Source organism: Mycobacterium aquaticum (genome assembly GCF_002086485.1).
GTDB lineage: Bacteria > Actinomycetota > Actinomycetes > Mycobacteriales > Mycobacteriaceae > Mycobacterium > Mycobacterium aquaticum.
On the sequence record NZ_MVHF01000015.1, the window covers coordinates 128,216 to 140,360 of the forward strand.

Consider the following 12,145-nt stretch of genomic DNA (forward strand, 5'->3'; position numbering starts at 1 on the left):
CTACCCGACCTTCGGCACGCGGCGCTGCTTCTTCAGGGTCTCCAACACGTCGTCGGCCTGGATGCCGCCCAGCAGCCGACCGTCGTCGTCGACCGCCACCCCGAGCCCCGACGGCGAGGACAGCGCGGCGTCGAGCGCGAGCCGCAGGCTGCCGTCGGGCCGGAAGAACGAGCCGCCGCCGACACTGCTGTCGTACAGCGAGCTTCCCTTGCGGTGTACCTCGACTCCCTCGGCGTTGATCCAGGCGTAGGGCTTACCGTCGGCCCGCAGCACCAGTGCCCACTCGCCGGGAGCCAGCTGCAACTCGTCGATATCGGTCTCGGCGACTTGGCGGATATCGTGCAGCGGCAGCCCAGTCGCCTTGAAGAACTGCAGCCCGCGGTAGCCCCGGTCGGCGCCGACGAATCCCGACACCAATTCGTTGGCGGGGTTGGACAATACGAATGCCGGTTCGGCGTACTGCTGCAAGACTCCGCCCCGGCCGAACACCGCGACCTTGTCGCCGAGTTTCACCGCCTCGTCGATGTCGTGCGTGACGAACACGATGGTCTTGCGCAATTCGCTTTGCAGCCGCAGGATTTCGGTCTGCAATTCCTCGCGTACCACCGGGTCGACCGCACTGAACGGCTCATCCATCAGCAGTATCGGCGGGTCGGCCGCAAGCGCCCTGGCGACCCCGACCCGCTGCTGCTGGCCGCCGGACAGCTGGGCCGGGTAGCGGTTGGCGAGCTTGGGATCCAGCCCCACCCGTTCGAGCACCCCGAGCGCGGCTTTGCGTGCGGCACGCCGGGATTCACCCTTGAGCACCGGCACCGTCGCGACGTTGTCGACGACGCGCTGATGCGGCATCAGCCCCGCGCTCTGGATCACGTAGCCGATGCCGAGGCGCAGTTTCACCGGATCGACCTTGGTGACATCCTCACCGTTGACGGTGAGAGTGCCCGACGTCGGCTCGATCATCCGGTTGATCATCCGCATCGATGTCGTCTTCCCGCAGCCCGATGGCCCGACGAACGCGGCCAGCGTGCCCTCGGGAACGTCGAGCGTGAGGTCGTCGACGGCCACGGTGCCGTCCGGATATTTCTTGGTGACGTTGCTGAACGTGATCACTTTTTCACCGGCTTGTCGAATCCGTTGTCCTTGATCCACTTTCCCGCCGCTTCGTCGGGGTCGACGCCCTTGTTGCCCTCGACGGCGGTGTTGAGTGCGATCAGTGCCTCGGTGGTGAGCTTCGCCGACACGGCGTCCAGCACGGTCTTGAGCTCATCGGACATCTTCTGCGAGGCCACCAGCGGTACCACGTTGGCGGCCAGGAACGTGTTCTTCGGGTCTTCGAGCACCACCAGGTGGTGCTGCCCGATGGCCGGTGACGTACTGAAGATGTTGGCGGCCGTGATGGACCCGTTGGTCAGCGCCTGCACGGTGGCAGGACCGCCGCCATCACTGATCGCGACGAAATTGACCGGCGCGATGTCCAATCCGTATTTCTCCTTCAGCCCCACCAGCCCGGTCTGCCGCGTCTGAAACTCCGACGGCGCACCCACTTTCACCTCGGCCGAATGCGCGGCCAGGTCGGTGATGGTCTTGAGATTCCAGCGCGCGGCGGTCTCGGCGGTGACGGCCAGGGTGTCCTTGTCCTCGGCGGGTGACGGGTACAGGATCGAGAGATCGCCGGGCAGCGCTTTGAGCAGGCCGATCAACACCGCATCGGATGTGGTGGCGGTGGTGTTCTTGTCGAAGTACTGCAGCAGGTTGCCGGTGTACTCCGGGATCAGGTCGATCGAGTGGTCCTGTACCGCAGGTACATACGTTTCCCGGCTGCCGATGCCGAACTGCCTGCCGACCTGAAAGCCGTTGGCCTCCAGCGCCTGGGCATAGATCTCGGCGATGATCTTGGATTCCGGGAAGTCCGCCGAACCGACGACGATGGACTTCAGATCACCGGATATCTGTCCGCCGCCCAGCGGATTCGCGCTGCCGCAGGCGGTGAACACCGACGCCATCAGCGCGAGCAGGACCGCGAGCACTGCCAGGGTTCGATGCTGCATGCGAACGTCCTTCCGACGGCTGCAGCCGAATCCGATGACCTCGGCCGGCTTTCCTGACCCTAACCGCAGGGCCGACATGCTGCCGGTCTTTACCGTCCGGTTGTTTGCTTTGCCGCCGATACGGGCAAAGATAGAAACATGACCAGCGATCTGCCTGCATCGCCCGATCAGCCGGAACCGAAGCCAGCGCCCACGGCCCCGAAGCCGGACGCGGCCAAGCCAGCACCGGATGTGCCCACGTCACAACCGCCTGCGGCGTCCAAAACCCAACCACCGGCGACCCCCAAGTTCACCCGGGCCGGTGCGCTCTGGTCAGCGCTGATCGTGGGTTTCCTGATTCTTATCGTCCTGCTGATTTTTATCGCGCAGAACACCGATCCGGTCGATCTGGCCTTCCTCGGTTGGCGGTGGTCGCTGCCCAAGGGTGTGGCCATTCTCGGCGCCGCCGTTGGCGGTGGCCTGCTGACGGTGGCGGCGGGCACCGCCCGGATCTTCCAGCTACGCCGTACGGCGAAGAAGAATCTGAAGGCTGCGCTGCGCAGCTGACGCTCAGCGCAGTGCGGCAAGCCCCGACGCGATCGCGGGGGCCACAGCCGCGCCGACACTCGAGCTGCCGTCGGCTTCGGAACCCTGGCGGTGACGGAAGTCGATACCTGCTGCGATGATCGCTGCCTTGAAATAGGCCAGCGCCATATAGAAGTCCCAGTGCGCCAGGTCCTGGCCGGATTGCACCGAATAGCGGTTCGCGAGCTCGTCGGCCGACGGCATCTGAGGCGAGCTCCACGCGGCTTCCATGCTCAGGATCAGATTGAACATGGGGTCGCGGTACACGCACATCAGCGCCGCGTCCGACAACGGGTCGCCCAGCGTCGAGAGCTCCCAATCCAGCACCGCGAGGACCGTCGTCGGATCCTGTGCATCCAGGATGGTGTTGTCGATGCGGTAGTCCCCGTGCACGATCGAGTTGCGGCTCTGCGCCGGAATAGTCTCGGCGAGTGCCTGGTGCAGTCGTTTGACGTCGGCGTCGCGCGGGTCATCCGGCAGCCGGACCAGGTCCCACTGCGAACCCCATCGCCGCACCTGGCGTTCCAGATACCCCGCGGGCTTGCCGAAGTCGCCGAGCCCGACCGCGTCCGGATCCACGGCGTGCAGCTCGGCCAGCACCCGGATCAGGGCATCGACGCTGTCGCTGACCACCGCGTCGTCGCCGAGCGCGGCCAGCTCGGAAGCGCTGCGCACGACGAGTCCCTCGACGTGTTCGACCATCTGGAACGGGGCGCCGAGCACCGAATCGTCGTTGCTCATGGTCACCGCCCGGGCGACCGGCACCGCAGTGTCGGCCAATGCGGCGACCACCCGGTATTCCCGCGCCATGTCGTGCGCCGACGGGGTCAGCCCGTGCAGGGGCGGCCGGCGCAGCACCCACTTCGAAGCGTCATCGGCGACGAGGAAGGTGAGGTTGGACCGGCCGCCTGCGATCAACTCCGCCCGCAGCTCACCGGTGCGGGCTATGCCCTCGGCGCGGAGGTGGCGATCCAGGGCATCGAGGTCGAGACCTTCCAGAGATGTCACGGGATCTGTTTACCACCGCACGTTGCGCGGAAGCAGATCCCATACGTGCTCACTGCCGTTGACCGCCGCGACCGCCAGCTTGCCGCTGCGCGACGACAGCAGCCGCGTCACCGAGGCGTAGTCGATGTGGAAGGACAGCAGCCGCTCGGTGCCCAGGATCTGGTGCAGCAGCACGTTGATCACCCCACCGTGGCTGAACACGGCCACGGTCTGGTCGTGGTCGCCAGCGGCCACCAGATCCGCGATGGCGGCCGCGATGCGCGCGGAAAAGGCTTCCTCGTCGACGCTGCTCGGCAGGTGCCCGCTGGCCAGCCTGGCGAGTTCCTCGGGGTTCTCCTTGGCGATCTCCTCGATGGGCACGTAATGCGACAGGTCCCGGTCGTATTCGGCGAGCCGATCGTCGACGTCGATCGTCAGCCCGAGCGCCGCGGCGACCGGCTCGGCGGTCTGTACCGCACGCAGTTGCGGGCTGCTCACGAGCCGGGAAATCGGGAAGCGGGCCAGCGCGGCAGGCAGCCGGTTGGCCTGCTCGACACCGGCCTCCGACAAGTGCGGATCGGAACCTTGACCGGGCTCGCTGCGCAGAGGCAGCGCATGACGGACCAGAAGCAGTTGCACCGTGACACCATATGGCCGCATGGGATACGCCGACGAACTGTTCGACCTGACCGATCGGGTGGTGCTGGTCACCGGTGGCAGCCGCGGGCTGGGCCGCGAGATCGCGTTCGGCGCGGCGCGCTGCGGAGCCGATGTGGTGGTCGCGAGCCGCAATCTGCAGTCCTGCGTAGCCACCGCGGAGGAGATCACCGCCGAGACGGGCCGCACGGTGTTTCCCTACCAGGTCCACGTCGGCCGGTGGGATGAGCTCGACGGCCTCGTCGACGCGGTCTACGACCGGTTCGGCAGGCTCGACGTACTGGTCAACAACGCAGGCATGTCGCCGCTGTACGAGTCGCTGTCCTCGGTGACGGAGAAGTTGTTCGACGCGGTGGTCAACCTCAACCTCAAAGGCCCATTCCGGTTGTCGGCGTTGATCGGTGAGCGCATGGTCGCCGCCGGAGGTGGTTCGATCATCAACGTCAGCTCGTCCGGATCACTGCGTCCGGACCAGTACATGCTGCCGTATGCCGCGGCCAAGGCCGGGCTCAACGCCCTGACCGAAGGGCTGGCGAAAGCGTACGGGCCCACGGTGCGCGTCAACACCCTGATGGCAGGCCCGTTCCTCACCGATGTCAGCAAGGCATGGGACATGGCAGGCGAGCCGTTCGGGCATCTGGCCCTGCAGCGGGCCGGTAATCCAGACGAAATCATCGGAGCTGCAGTGTTTTTGATGTCAGACGCGGCGAGCTTCACCACCGGCTCGATCCTGCGCGCCGACGGCGGCCTGCCCTGAGTTACGCCGAATGGCCAGTTGTTGCACACTTTTTCGAGGTTTTGCGTGCACAACTGGCCACTCGGCGTGGTGTTCAGGGTGTGATGATGTTGAAGCCAGGATCGGGCTTGTCCAGCACCTCGATCAGCGCCGGCAGAGCGGTGTCGTCTCCGCTGACCTGCAGGCCGGGTGATGTCGTGTCGCCCGCAGCAAAAGCCAACAGCCGCAACTTGTTCGCCAGCGTGACCGTGGCCTGCGCGGTGGCCGGATCGGCGGGCACCTTGCGATAGACCAGGACTCCGTTGCGCAGGGTCAGTCGGTAGTTGTCACCCGGATCGGTGAACGTGATGTCGACGGCGATGTCGAGCTCCCAGGCCCGCGGACCGTTGACGTTGATCGCGAAGGTGTCGAACATCTGCTCGGGGGTGAGCTGTCCCAGGATGGACGGCGACGCCGTCTGGGTCGGGGTGCCGAAGTTACCTTCCCGAAGTTCGGTCGCCCCGGACAGGAAGAAGTTGCGCCACGTCGCGTTCTCGGCACCGTAGGCCAACTGTTCCAAGGTGTCGGCGTACAGCTGCCGGGCCGCCCCATGCTGCTCGTCGGTGAACAGCGCGTGATCCAACAGGGTTGCCGCCCAACGGTAATCACCGTCGTCGAACGCGCCCTGGGCGAGCTCGACGACCCGGTCGATACCGCCCATGGCCTCGACGTAACGCGGTCCGAGCGCCTCCGGAGGGTGCGGCCACAGCCGGCCGGGGTTGCCGTCGAACCAGCCCATGTAGCGCTGGTAGATCGCCTTGACGTTGTGGTTGACCGAGCCGTAGTAACCGTGGGTGTGCCAGGCTGCCTCCAGCGCAGGCGGCATCTGGAACTGCTCGGCGATCTCGATACCGGTGTAGCCCTGGTTGAGCAGACGCAGCGTCTGATCATGTAGATAGGCGTAGAGATCCCGCTGCAGGGACAGGAATTCGACGATGTTGTCCCGGCCCCAGGTCGGCCAGTGATGCGACGCGAACACCACGTCGGTGCGGTCGGCGAAGGTGTCGATGGCCTCGGTGAGGTACCCCGCCCAGCCGTGCGGGTCGCGCACCAGCGCACCACGCAGGGTCAGCAGGTTGTGCAGATTGTGGGTGGCGTTCTCGGCCATGCACAGTGCCCGGAACTTCGGGAAGTAGAAGTGCATCTCGGCGGGCGCCTCGGTGCCGGGCGCCATCTGGAACTCGATGTCGACCCCGTCGATGGTGTGGGTTTCGCCCGTCTGGCGGATGTCCACGGTGGGCACGATCAGCGCGACTTCGCCGGTGGAGCCGACCTGACCGAGCCCACAGCCCACCTGCCCCTGCGGGCCGCGGGCCAGCGCGGCGCCGTACATGTAACCGGCCCGGCGGGCCATTGCGGTTCCAGCGTAGACGTTTTCCTGCACGGCGTGCTCGGTGAAGTGTTCCGGCGCGATGATCGCCACCTTGCCCGCGTCGACGTCGGCCTGGTTCGTCACGCCGAGCACGCCGCCGAAATGGTCGGCGTGGCTGTGGGTGTAGATGACCGCGACCACTGGGCGGTCGCCTCGGTGGGCCCGGTACAGCGCGAGTGCCGCCGCGGCGGTCTCGGTGGAGATGAGTGGGTCGATGACGATGATGCCGGTGCCGCCCTCGATGAAGCTGATGTTCGACAAGTCGAGCCCGCGAACCTGATAGATGCCTTCGACCACCTCGTAGAGTCCCTGTTTGGCGCACAGCCGGCTCTGCCGCCACAGGCTCGGGTGCACGGTGTCGGGCGCGTCCGCGTCGAGGAACCCGTAGGAATCGTTGTCCCACACCACCCGACCGTCGGCAGCTTTGACGATGCAGGGTTCCAATGCGCCGATGAACCCGCGGTCGGCGTCGGCGAAATCGCGGGTGTCGTCAAATGGCAGCCGGTCGAAGCTGGCGCGGTGGGCGGATGTGATGACGTCGGTGGGCGGCTTCTGCTCCATATTGACGAGCCTGCCATCCGGCGACGCCGAGCACGTGAACTTCCTGATTACTATGTCTTGACGACCGGCAGAAGGGGTGGTGCGGCAATGGCTTCGTCCGACGCGCTGCCCCGCCATACCCACGTCGCGGGCGAACTGCGTCAGCGCATCATCCGGCGCGACTACCTGATCGGCGAGTCCCTGCCCACCGAGAGCGCGCTGTGCGCCGAGTTCGGGGTGTCCCGCGGCCCAGTGCGCCAAGCGTTGGCGACTTTAAAAAACGAAGGGCTGATCAGGCTTTCGCAGGGCAAACCCGCAGTGGTCCGCAGCCACGACGCCACCCAGACGCTCGACACGTTCACTCCCTTCACCCAGTGGGCACAGCGCAATGGCCGCACCGCCGGCAGCCGCACCGTCGAGATCGCGCGGCGGCGGCCCTCTGAACCGGCTCAGGTCGCACTGGACCTGGCCGCGACCGACTTCGTGGTCGACGTGCTGCGGGTACGCCTGCTCGACGGCGAACCGGCGATGATCGAGCGCAGCACCTTCATCGACTCCGTGGGCTCGCTGCTGTTCGATTTCGACACCGACTCCGGCTCGATGACTGATTACCTGGCGGGCCGCGGCGTCTACTTCGACTCGATGGAGCATGTGCTCGACGCGGTGGCGGCCTCCGAGGTGGACGCCGAGAACCTCGGCATCGGCGCAGGCAGTCCGCTGCTGCGTGAGCGCCGCACCTCGCGGGATCAGAACGGCCGCGTGTTCGAGTACGCCGACGACCGGTACCGTCCCGAGATGGTCGCGTTCAGCATCGTCAACGCCAAGACCATCGACCCGCGCACGTAGCCAGAGACAACGAGGCCGTGGCTGCAACCCCTCGGATTCGCAGCCACGGCCCCGGTTTCAGTGCCCCTAGTCGGCGGCAGGCATCCGGTTCCAGTGCGGGATCAGCAGCAGCATGGCGACGAAGGCAGCCCCGGCGAACCCGTAGAACAGCATCGAGGTGCTGAGGTACCCGGGTAGTAGACCACCGAGAATCGCCCCGACCGATCCGCAGCAGTTGATCAGTCCGGCGGCGGTTCCGGCGTGCTTGGAGGTTCCGAAATCGACTGCCGCGACACAGGAGATCATGGCATCCGCGCCATAGACGCTCAGGCCGATCACGCTCAGCATCGCGACCATGATCCAGACATTGCCGGTTGCGGTCAGCGGTGCGAACAGTGCGAGCACCACCACCAGGATCGCCAGGCTGATCACGGAGACCGGTACCCGGCGGGCCTTGAACATGCGGTCGGACATCCGGCCGAACAGGATCGGGGCGACGACGCCCGCGACACCGAACGCGATGGGAACCGTGACGGCCTGGAACTTGTCGCCGTCCGCGAGCTGCTCGGCGACGATCACCGGACCCCACAGCAGGATGGCGTAGCGGGCGGGCTTGAGCAGGAAGTAAGACATCCCAAGGGTTCTCACCATGCTGTCGCCAAGCACGGCCACCAGGGATTCCCGCCAGGACGGCGTCGGCTCGGCAACGGCCTCGGCTTCGGGCGAGTCGTCGAGTTCGACACCTTCTTCGGCGTCCGCGTTCGCCCGGTACTCCTCGATGGGGGGCAACCCGACATCCGCGGGATCGTTGCGCTGGAACAGCAACATCAGCACGAAGACGATGGCCACAACGGTTGCGCCACCGAAGAATGCGGCCCGCCAGGTGCCGAACATGTCGTAGGCGACCCAGCCGAGGAACGGCGCGGCCACCAGGCCGCCGAATGCGTAGTTGGTGCTCCAGATGCCCAGGATCTTGCCGCGTTCCCCGATCGAGAAGAACTGGGCCATGTTCTTGAGCGTCCCGGACCAACCCGTCGACTGGGCAAGCCCCTGCACGATCATCAGCGGCAGCAGGAACACGAGCGCCGGGAGCAGACCCATGAAGACCGTAGCGATGGCCGAGATCGCCAGCCCGCCAAGGAGAACCACCCGTGGACCGAACCGGTCGGACACCTGGCCCCAGACGAATTGTCCTGCGGCATACGCCGTCAGGTACGCCGCGTCGAGGTTCGCCAGCGTGCTCTTGGTCAGGGTGGTACTCAGGATCGGATCTTCGAGGATGCCAAGCTTGGCTACTGAGAAGGCCTGACGGGTGAAATAGAAGCCGGCATACGCGATCCAGGTGACGGCGAAGATCTGGATGCGCCAGCGCTTGTAGAGCGGGGCGATGGTTGGTGGCGCGGAAGTGGTGACGTGGGACATGACAATGCACCTCTGGTGGGCGTGAAGCAGACGGTGAACTGGCGGGGGCCGGGGCAGAGCGCCAAATGGCCGAATCGGATGCCAGTGACTGGTTTCTCGAGCGAGAACGTCAAGAGCGGTGACGCGGCGACCGGGAGGCTGGGCCTCGGACCGGCCGCCGCCGGGGTGGGTTGGTTGTCAGCTCAGAGTGGCCACCAAGGTGGGCAGATCGGCCACACTGCCCAGGATGTGGGTCGCGCCGGCCGCAGAGAGCTGGGCACTGTCGTGCGCCCCCGTCAGCACCCCGATGGATGCCCGAGCGCCGGCCCGCAGTCCGCTGATGACGTCCGACGAGGTGTCCCCCAGCACGATCATCGAAGACACCGAATCGGTTTCGGTCCGCATGAGCGCGGTCAACGGCATGTCCGGGTAGGGCCTGCCGCGCACTCCGGGTTCGGGGCAGAGCACCACGTCGGCGAGGTTCTGCCAGCCGAGCGCGTCGATGATGGCTGATTGGGTCTCTCGCGCGAATCCCGTTGTCAGAGCGGTCTTGATGCCACGGGACCGCAGTGACGTGATGGCCTCCTCGGCACCAGGGATGGGGCTGCAGTTGCCCTCGGCGACCAGCTGCGCGTAGCAGCGTTCGAACTCTTTGTTGGCGGCCTGCGCCTGTTCCTCATTGCCGCGGGCGAGGTGCCGGAACACCACGATCTTGGACTGGCCCATGGTGTCGGAGACGTAGCGCAGCATCTCCTCCCGATCGGCGTCGGTCTTCGACAGTCCGGCGTGGCTGTCGGCGGCCAGGAACGACTGCTGGACCAGTCCGCTGTCTTCCACGGTGGTGCCCGCCATGTCGAAGACGACCAGGCTGATGGGCTGACTTGTGTTGTCGGTCATGATGTTTCCCTTTCTAGATGCGGTCAGGCGGTTGCGACGGCCAGCGGGCCGGCACCGTCGCGGGCGAATACGTTGTCGACATTGCTCTGGGCCAGGCCCATGCTGGTGGTCATGCCGATGCCGGTGGTGACGGTCACGACATGCGTGCCCTCGATGGGCTCCTCGATGAGGAATTCCTGGCCGGGCGCCGAGCAGTACACGCCCTGCCACCGCTCGCTGATCTCGATGTCGTTGACACCGAACAGCTTTCGTGCCTCGTCAACTAGTACCGTGAATCCTTCTTCGGATTGGAAGACCGGGGCCGACACGTCGCGATAGTGCGTGTCGCCGATCAGCAGGGAGCCGTCGGGCTGCGGCGTGTACATCTGATGCAGGTCGATGGCGACGTAGCCGGGATACTCGGCTCGCAACCGGTCCGCGACGTCCGCGGTGCTCGGTAGGTTCTCGAATCCGGAGTAGCGCAACAGCGACCAGCCCGTGAACAGCGGAGCGGGCAGGGTGAAGCCGAGCGGCATGCGGGCTCGCAACATGTGCAGCCGGCAGCGGATCAAGCCGTCGCGTTCGGCCAGGCCCGGGAACAAGCGGTCGATGTCGTAGTTGACGGTGACGAACGTGGCGCCCGCCGAGATCGGGCCGCGCGAGGTGTTGACCACGCCTTCGGCGAATCCGGTTGCCGCTGTGCGCCAATGGAAATCAACACCGGCAGCGGCGAGCCACCGCGCGATGGACGGGGCCGCGGTGCGCGGGTCGACCTGCAGGTCGTTGGGCAGGTACATGCCGCCGGTGACACCCGCCTCGGCCACCGGGATGCGGGCGAGGATCTGCTCGCGATCGAGCAGCACCACCTCGTCCTCGCCGCGGGTGGGGACGAACTCGTGCATCACCGCGAGTTCGTCGGCATGGCGGGCCACGCAGTAGGTGCCGGCCTCGGCGGACCAGAAGCCCGCCTTGCGGGACAGGTCGAGCCAGTGCCCGCGGCCCAGGCGCGCATAGTCCCGCGCGACACCCGACTGGGCAGTGATGCAGGCGTGGCCGAAGTTCTGTACCGATGCGCCGACGACACCATCGGCGTGATCGACAACCGCGACGCTCAGGCCGCGCTCGTGGGCGTGATACGCGTGCGCCAGGCCCACGATGCCGGCGCCGACGACGACGACGTCGTAGCTCTGCTGATTTGCCATGGGATTACTGTGGTCCCTATCACCTCACTTGTCAATACAAGTTTTTTGAAATGCAGACTCATATACCTATGTAGGACGTGGGTGGGAGGGGTTCGCGTCGGCCAGCGGTGAGGCCCAGCAGCGCAGGGTCAGAGCTCGTGCAGGGTGACTCCGGAGAGCACACCGCCTGCCACGTCGGCCGTCATGTAGGTGCAGAACGGCTGGCGGCGCCGGTCGGTGGGTGATCCCGGATTCAGCAGGCGCAGACCGGTTTTCGTCGTGGTGTCCCACGGAATGTGACTGTGGCCGAACACCAGAACATCGGTGTCCGGATAGGCCTTGGCCATCCGGGCCTCCCGCCCGGTCGCCGCGCCGGTCTCGTGTACGACGGTGAACCGCAATCCCTCCAGCGTCACGTCGGCACGTTCGGGCAGGCGTCGCCGCAACTCCGCGCCGTCGTTGTTGCCCCAGCACCCCACGAGTAAGCGGGCGCGCGCACTCAACGTGTCGAGCAAAGACGGATCCACCCAGTCGCCGGCGTGGACGACGACGTCTGCTTGATCCACCGCATCCCAGACCGGAACGGGGAGATCGCGGGCGCGCTTGGGGACGTGGGTGTCTGCGATGAGGAGCAGCCGCACAAAATCCACCGTACGTGGTGCAGAAGGGACAGCAGAGGTGTACGGTGCTGTAACTCTGAGGGAGATCTCACCGAATCCTAATTGAGACACGCTCGCGACCTACCGTCACGAGCCAACTACGACCGGAGACAGGAAGACAAGATGAAGGCATTGAGTCGGGTGCTGACCGCGTTGGTGGTGGCGATGGCTGGTGCCTTCGCCACCCTGTTCGTGAGCACCGGTACCGCGCACGCAGGTCTGGACAATGAGCTGAGCCTGGTCGACGGCCAGGATCGGAC

The 12,145-nt window shown here is 66.1% G+C and carries 12 protein-coding genes and 1 pseudogene; 4 read left to right on the forward strand and 9 right to left on the reverse strand.

Features of this window, described 5'->3' with window-relative positions; translation table 11 throughout:
• Both BST13_RS16775 and BST13_RS16780 read right to left on the reverse strand, forming a co-directional pair.
• Entirely contained in the window at nucleotides 1–1,110 is a 1,110-nt protein-coding gene (locus BST13_RS16775; RefSeq protein WP_083165148.1) for an ABC transporter ATP-binding protein, read from the reverse strand.
• A complete protein-coding gene (locus BST13_RS16780; protein ID WP_170064297.1) occupies nucleotides 1,107–2,048 on the reverse strand; it encodes an ABC transporter substrate-binding protein in 942 nt (313 codons plus the stop codon). The genes BST13_RS16775 and BST13_RS16780 overlap by 4 nt, the downstream gene beginning before the upstream one ends.
• 138 nt (nucleotides 2,049–2,186) lie before the next feature.
• Between BST13_RS16780 and BST13_RS16785 the strand changes: the two genes are divergently transcribed.
• Nucleotides 2,187–2,594, forward strand: a complete 408-nt coding sequence (locus BST13_RS16785) for a LapA family protein (RefSeq protein ID WP_083165150.1) — start codon at nucleotides 2,187–2,189, stop codon at nucleotides 2,592–2,594.
• A 3-nt stretch (nucleotides 2,595–2,597) separates the two neighbouring features.
• Here BST13_RS16785 and BST13_RS16790 read toward each other — a convergent pair whose 3' ends face one another.
• Nucleotides 2,598–3,620, reverse strand: a complete 1,023-nt coding sequence (locus BST13_RS16790) for a phosphotransferase family protein (RefSeq protein WP_083165151.1) — start codon at nucleotides 3,618–3,620, stop codon at nucleotides 2,598–2,600.
• Nucleotides 3,621–3,629: 9 nt separating this feature from the next.
• On the reverse strand, nucleotides 3,630–4,238 hold the full coding sequence (locus BST13_RS16795; RefSeq protein WP_083165169.1) for a histidine phosphatase family protein: 609 nt from the start codon (nucleotides 4,236–4,238) through the stop codon (nucleotides 3,630–3,632).
• 19 nt (nucleotides 4,239–4,257) lie between these two features.
• Here BST13_RS16795 and BST13_RS16800 point away from each other — a divergent pair, with 19 nt between their 5' ends.
• Nucleotides 4,258–5,013: an SDR family NAD(P)-dependent oxidoreductase gene (locus BST13_RS16800; protein ID WP_083165152.1), complete on the forward strand. Its 756-nt coding sequence runs from the start codon at nucleotides 4,258–4,260 to the stop codon at nucleotides 5,011–5,013.
• A 73-nt stretch (nucleotides 5,014–5,086) separates the two neighbouring features.
• On the opposite strand, the gene BST13_RS16805 is transcribed toward BST13_RS16800, so the two are convergent.
• On the reverse strand, nucleotides 5,087–6,964 hold the full coding sequence (locus BST13_RS16805; protein ID WP_083165153.1) for an alkyl/aryl-sulfatase: 1,878 nt from the start codon (nucleotides 6,962–6,964) through the stop codon (nucleotides 5,087–5,089).
• 87 nt (nucleotides 6,965–7,051) lie between these two features.
• Between BST13_RS16805 and BST13_RS16810 the strand changes: the two genes are divergently transcribed.
• Nucleotides 7,052–7,789: a GntR family transcriptional regulator gene (locus tag BST13_RS16810; protein WP_083165154.1), complete on the forward strand. Its 738-nt coding sequence runs from the start codon at nucleotides 7,052–7,054 to the stop codon at nucleotides 7,787–7,789.
• Between the two features lie 66 nt (nucleotides 7,790–7,855).
• Here the strand turns inward: BST13_RS16810 and BST13_RS16815 are convergent, their stop codons facing one another.
• The 4 genes from BST13_RS16815 to BST13_RS16830 all read right to left on the reverse strand — a co-directional run bounded on the left by BST13_RS16815 (nucleotide 7,856) and on the right by BST13_RS16830 (nucleotide 11,867).
• Nucleotides 7,856–9,190: an MFS transporter gene (locus tag BST13_RS16815; RefSeq protein WP_083165155.1), complete on the reverse strand. Its 1,335-nt coding sequence runs from the start codon at nucleotides 9,188–9,190 to the stop codon at nucleotides 7,856–7,858.
• A 177-nt stretch (nucleotides 9,191–9,367) separates the two neighbouring features.
• On the reverse strand, nucleotides 9,368–10,066 hold the full coding sequence (locus BST13_RS16820; protein ID WP_083165156.1) for a phosphonatase-like hydrolase: 699 nt from the start codon (nucleotides 10,064–10,066) through the stop codon (nucleotides 9,368–9,370).
• Nucleotides 10,067–10,089: 23 nt separating this feature from the next.
• Nucleotides 10,090–11,247 carry a TIGR03364 family FAD-dependent oxidoreductase gene (locus BST13_RS16825; RefSeq protein WP_083165157.1) on the reverse strand — a complete coding sequence of 386 codons (1,158 nt, stop codon included), beginning with the start codon at nucleotides 11,245–11,247 and terminating at the stop codon, nucleotides 10,090–10,092.
• 128 nt (nucleotides 11,248–11,375) lie between these two features.
• Nucleotides 11,376–11,867, reverse strand: coding sequence for a metallophosphoesterase family protein (locus BST13_RS16830; RefSeq protein WP_083165170.1), 492 nt, complete (start codon nucleotides 11,865–11,867; stop codon nucleotides 11,376–11,378).
• Nucleotides 11,868–12,008: 141 nt separating this feature from the next.
• On the opposite strand from BST13_RS16830, the pseudogene BST13_RS16835 reads away from it, so the two are divergent.
• Nucleotides 12,009–12,145: pseudogene (locus BST13_RS16835) on the forward strand (MspA family porin); the annotation flags it as partial.

Excerpts from the sequence above, each read along its gene's own strand:
- BST13_RS16780 (WP_170064297.1), bottom strand. The coding sequence starts at position 2,048 with ATGCAGCATCGAACCCTGGCAGTGCTCGCGGTCCTGCTCGCGCTGATG.
- BST13_RS16785 (WP_083165150.1), top strand. The coding sequence starts at position 2,187 with ATGACCAGCGATCTGCCTGCATCGCCCGATCAGCCGGAACCGAAGCCA.
- BST13_RS16800 (WP_083165152.1), top strand. The coding sequence starts at position 4,258 with ATGGGATACGCCGACGAACTGTTCGACCTGACCGATCGGGTGGTGCTG.
- BST13_RS16805 (WP_083165153.1), bottom strand. The coding sequence starts at position 6,964 with ATGGAGCAGAAGCCGCCCACCGACGTCATCACATCCGCCCACCGCGCC.
- BST13_RS16810 (WP_083165154.1), top strand. The coding sequence starts at position 7,052 with ATGGCTTCGTCCGACGCGCTGCCCCGCCATACCCACGTCGCGGGCGAA.
- BST13_RS16815 (WP_083165155.1), bottom strand. The coding sequence starts at position 9,190 with ATGTCCCACGTCACCACTTCCGCGCCACCAACCATCGCCCCGCTCTAC.
- BST13_RS16820 (WP_083165156.1), bottom strand. The coding sequence starts at position 10,066 with ATGACCGACAACACAAGTCAGCCCATCAGCCTGGTCGTCTTCGACATG.
- BST13_RS16825 (WP_083165157.1), bottom strand. The coding sequence starts at position 11,247 with ATGGCAAATCAGCAGAGCTACGACGTCGTCGTCGTCGGCGCCGGCATC.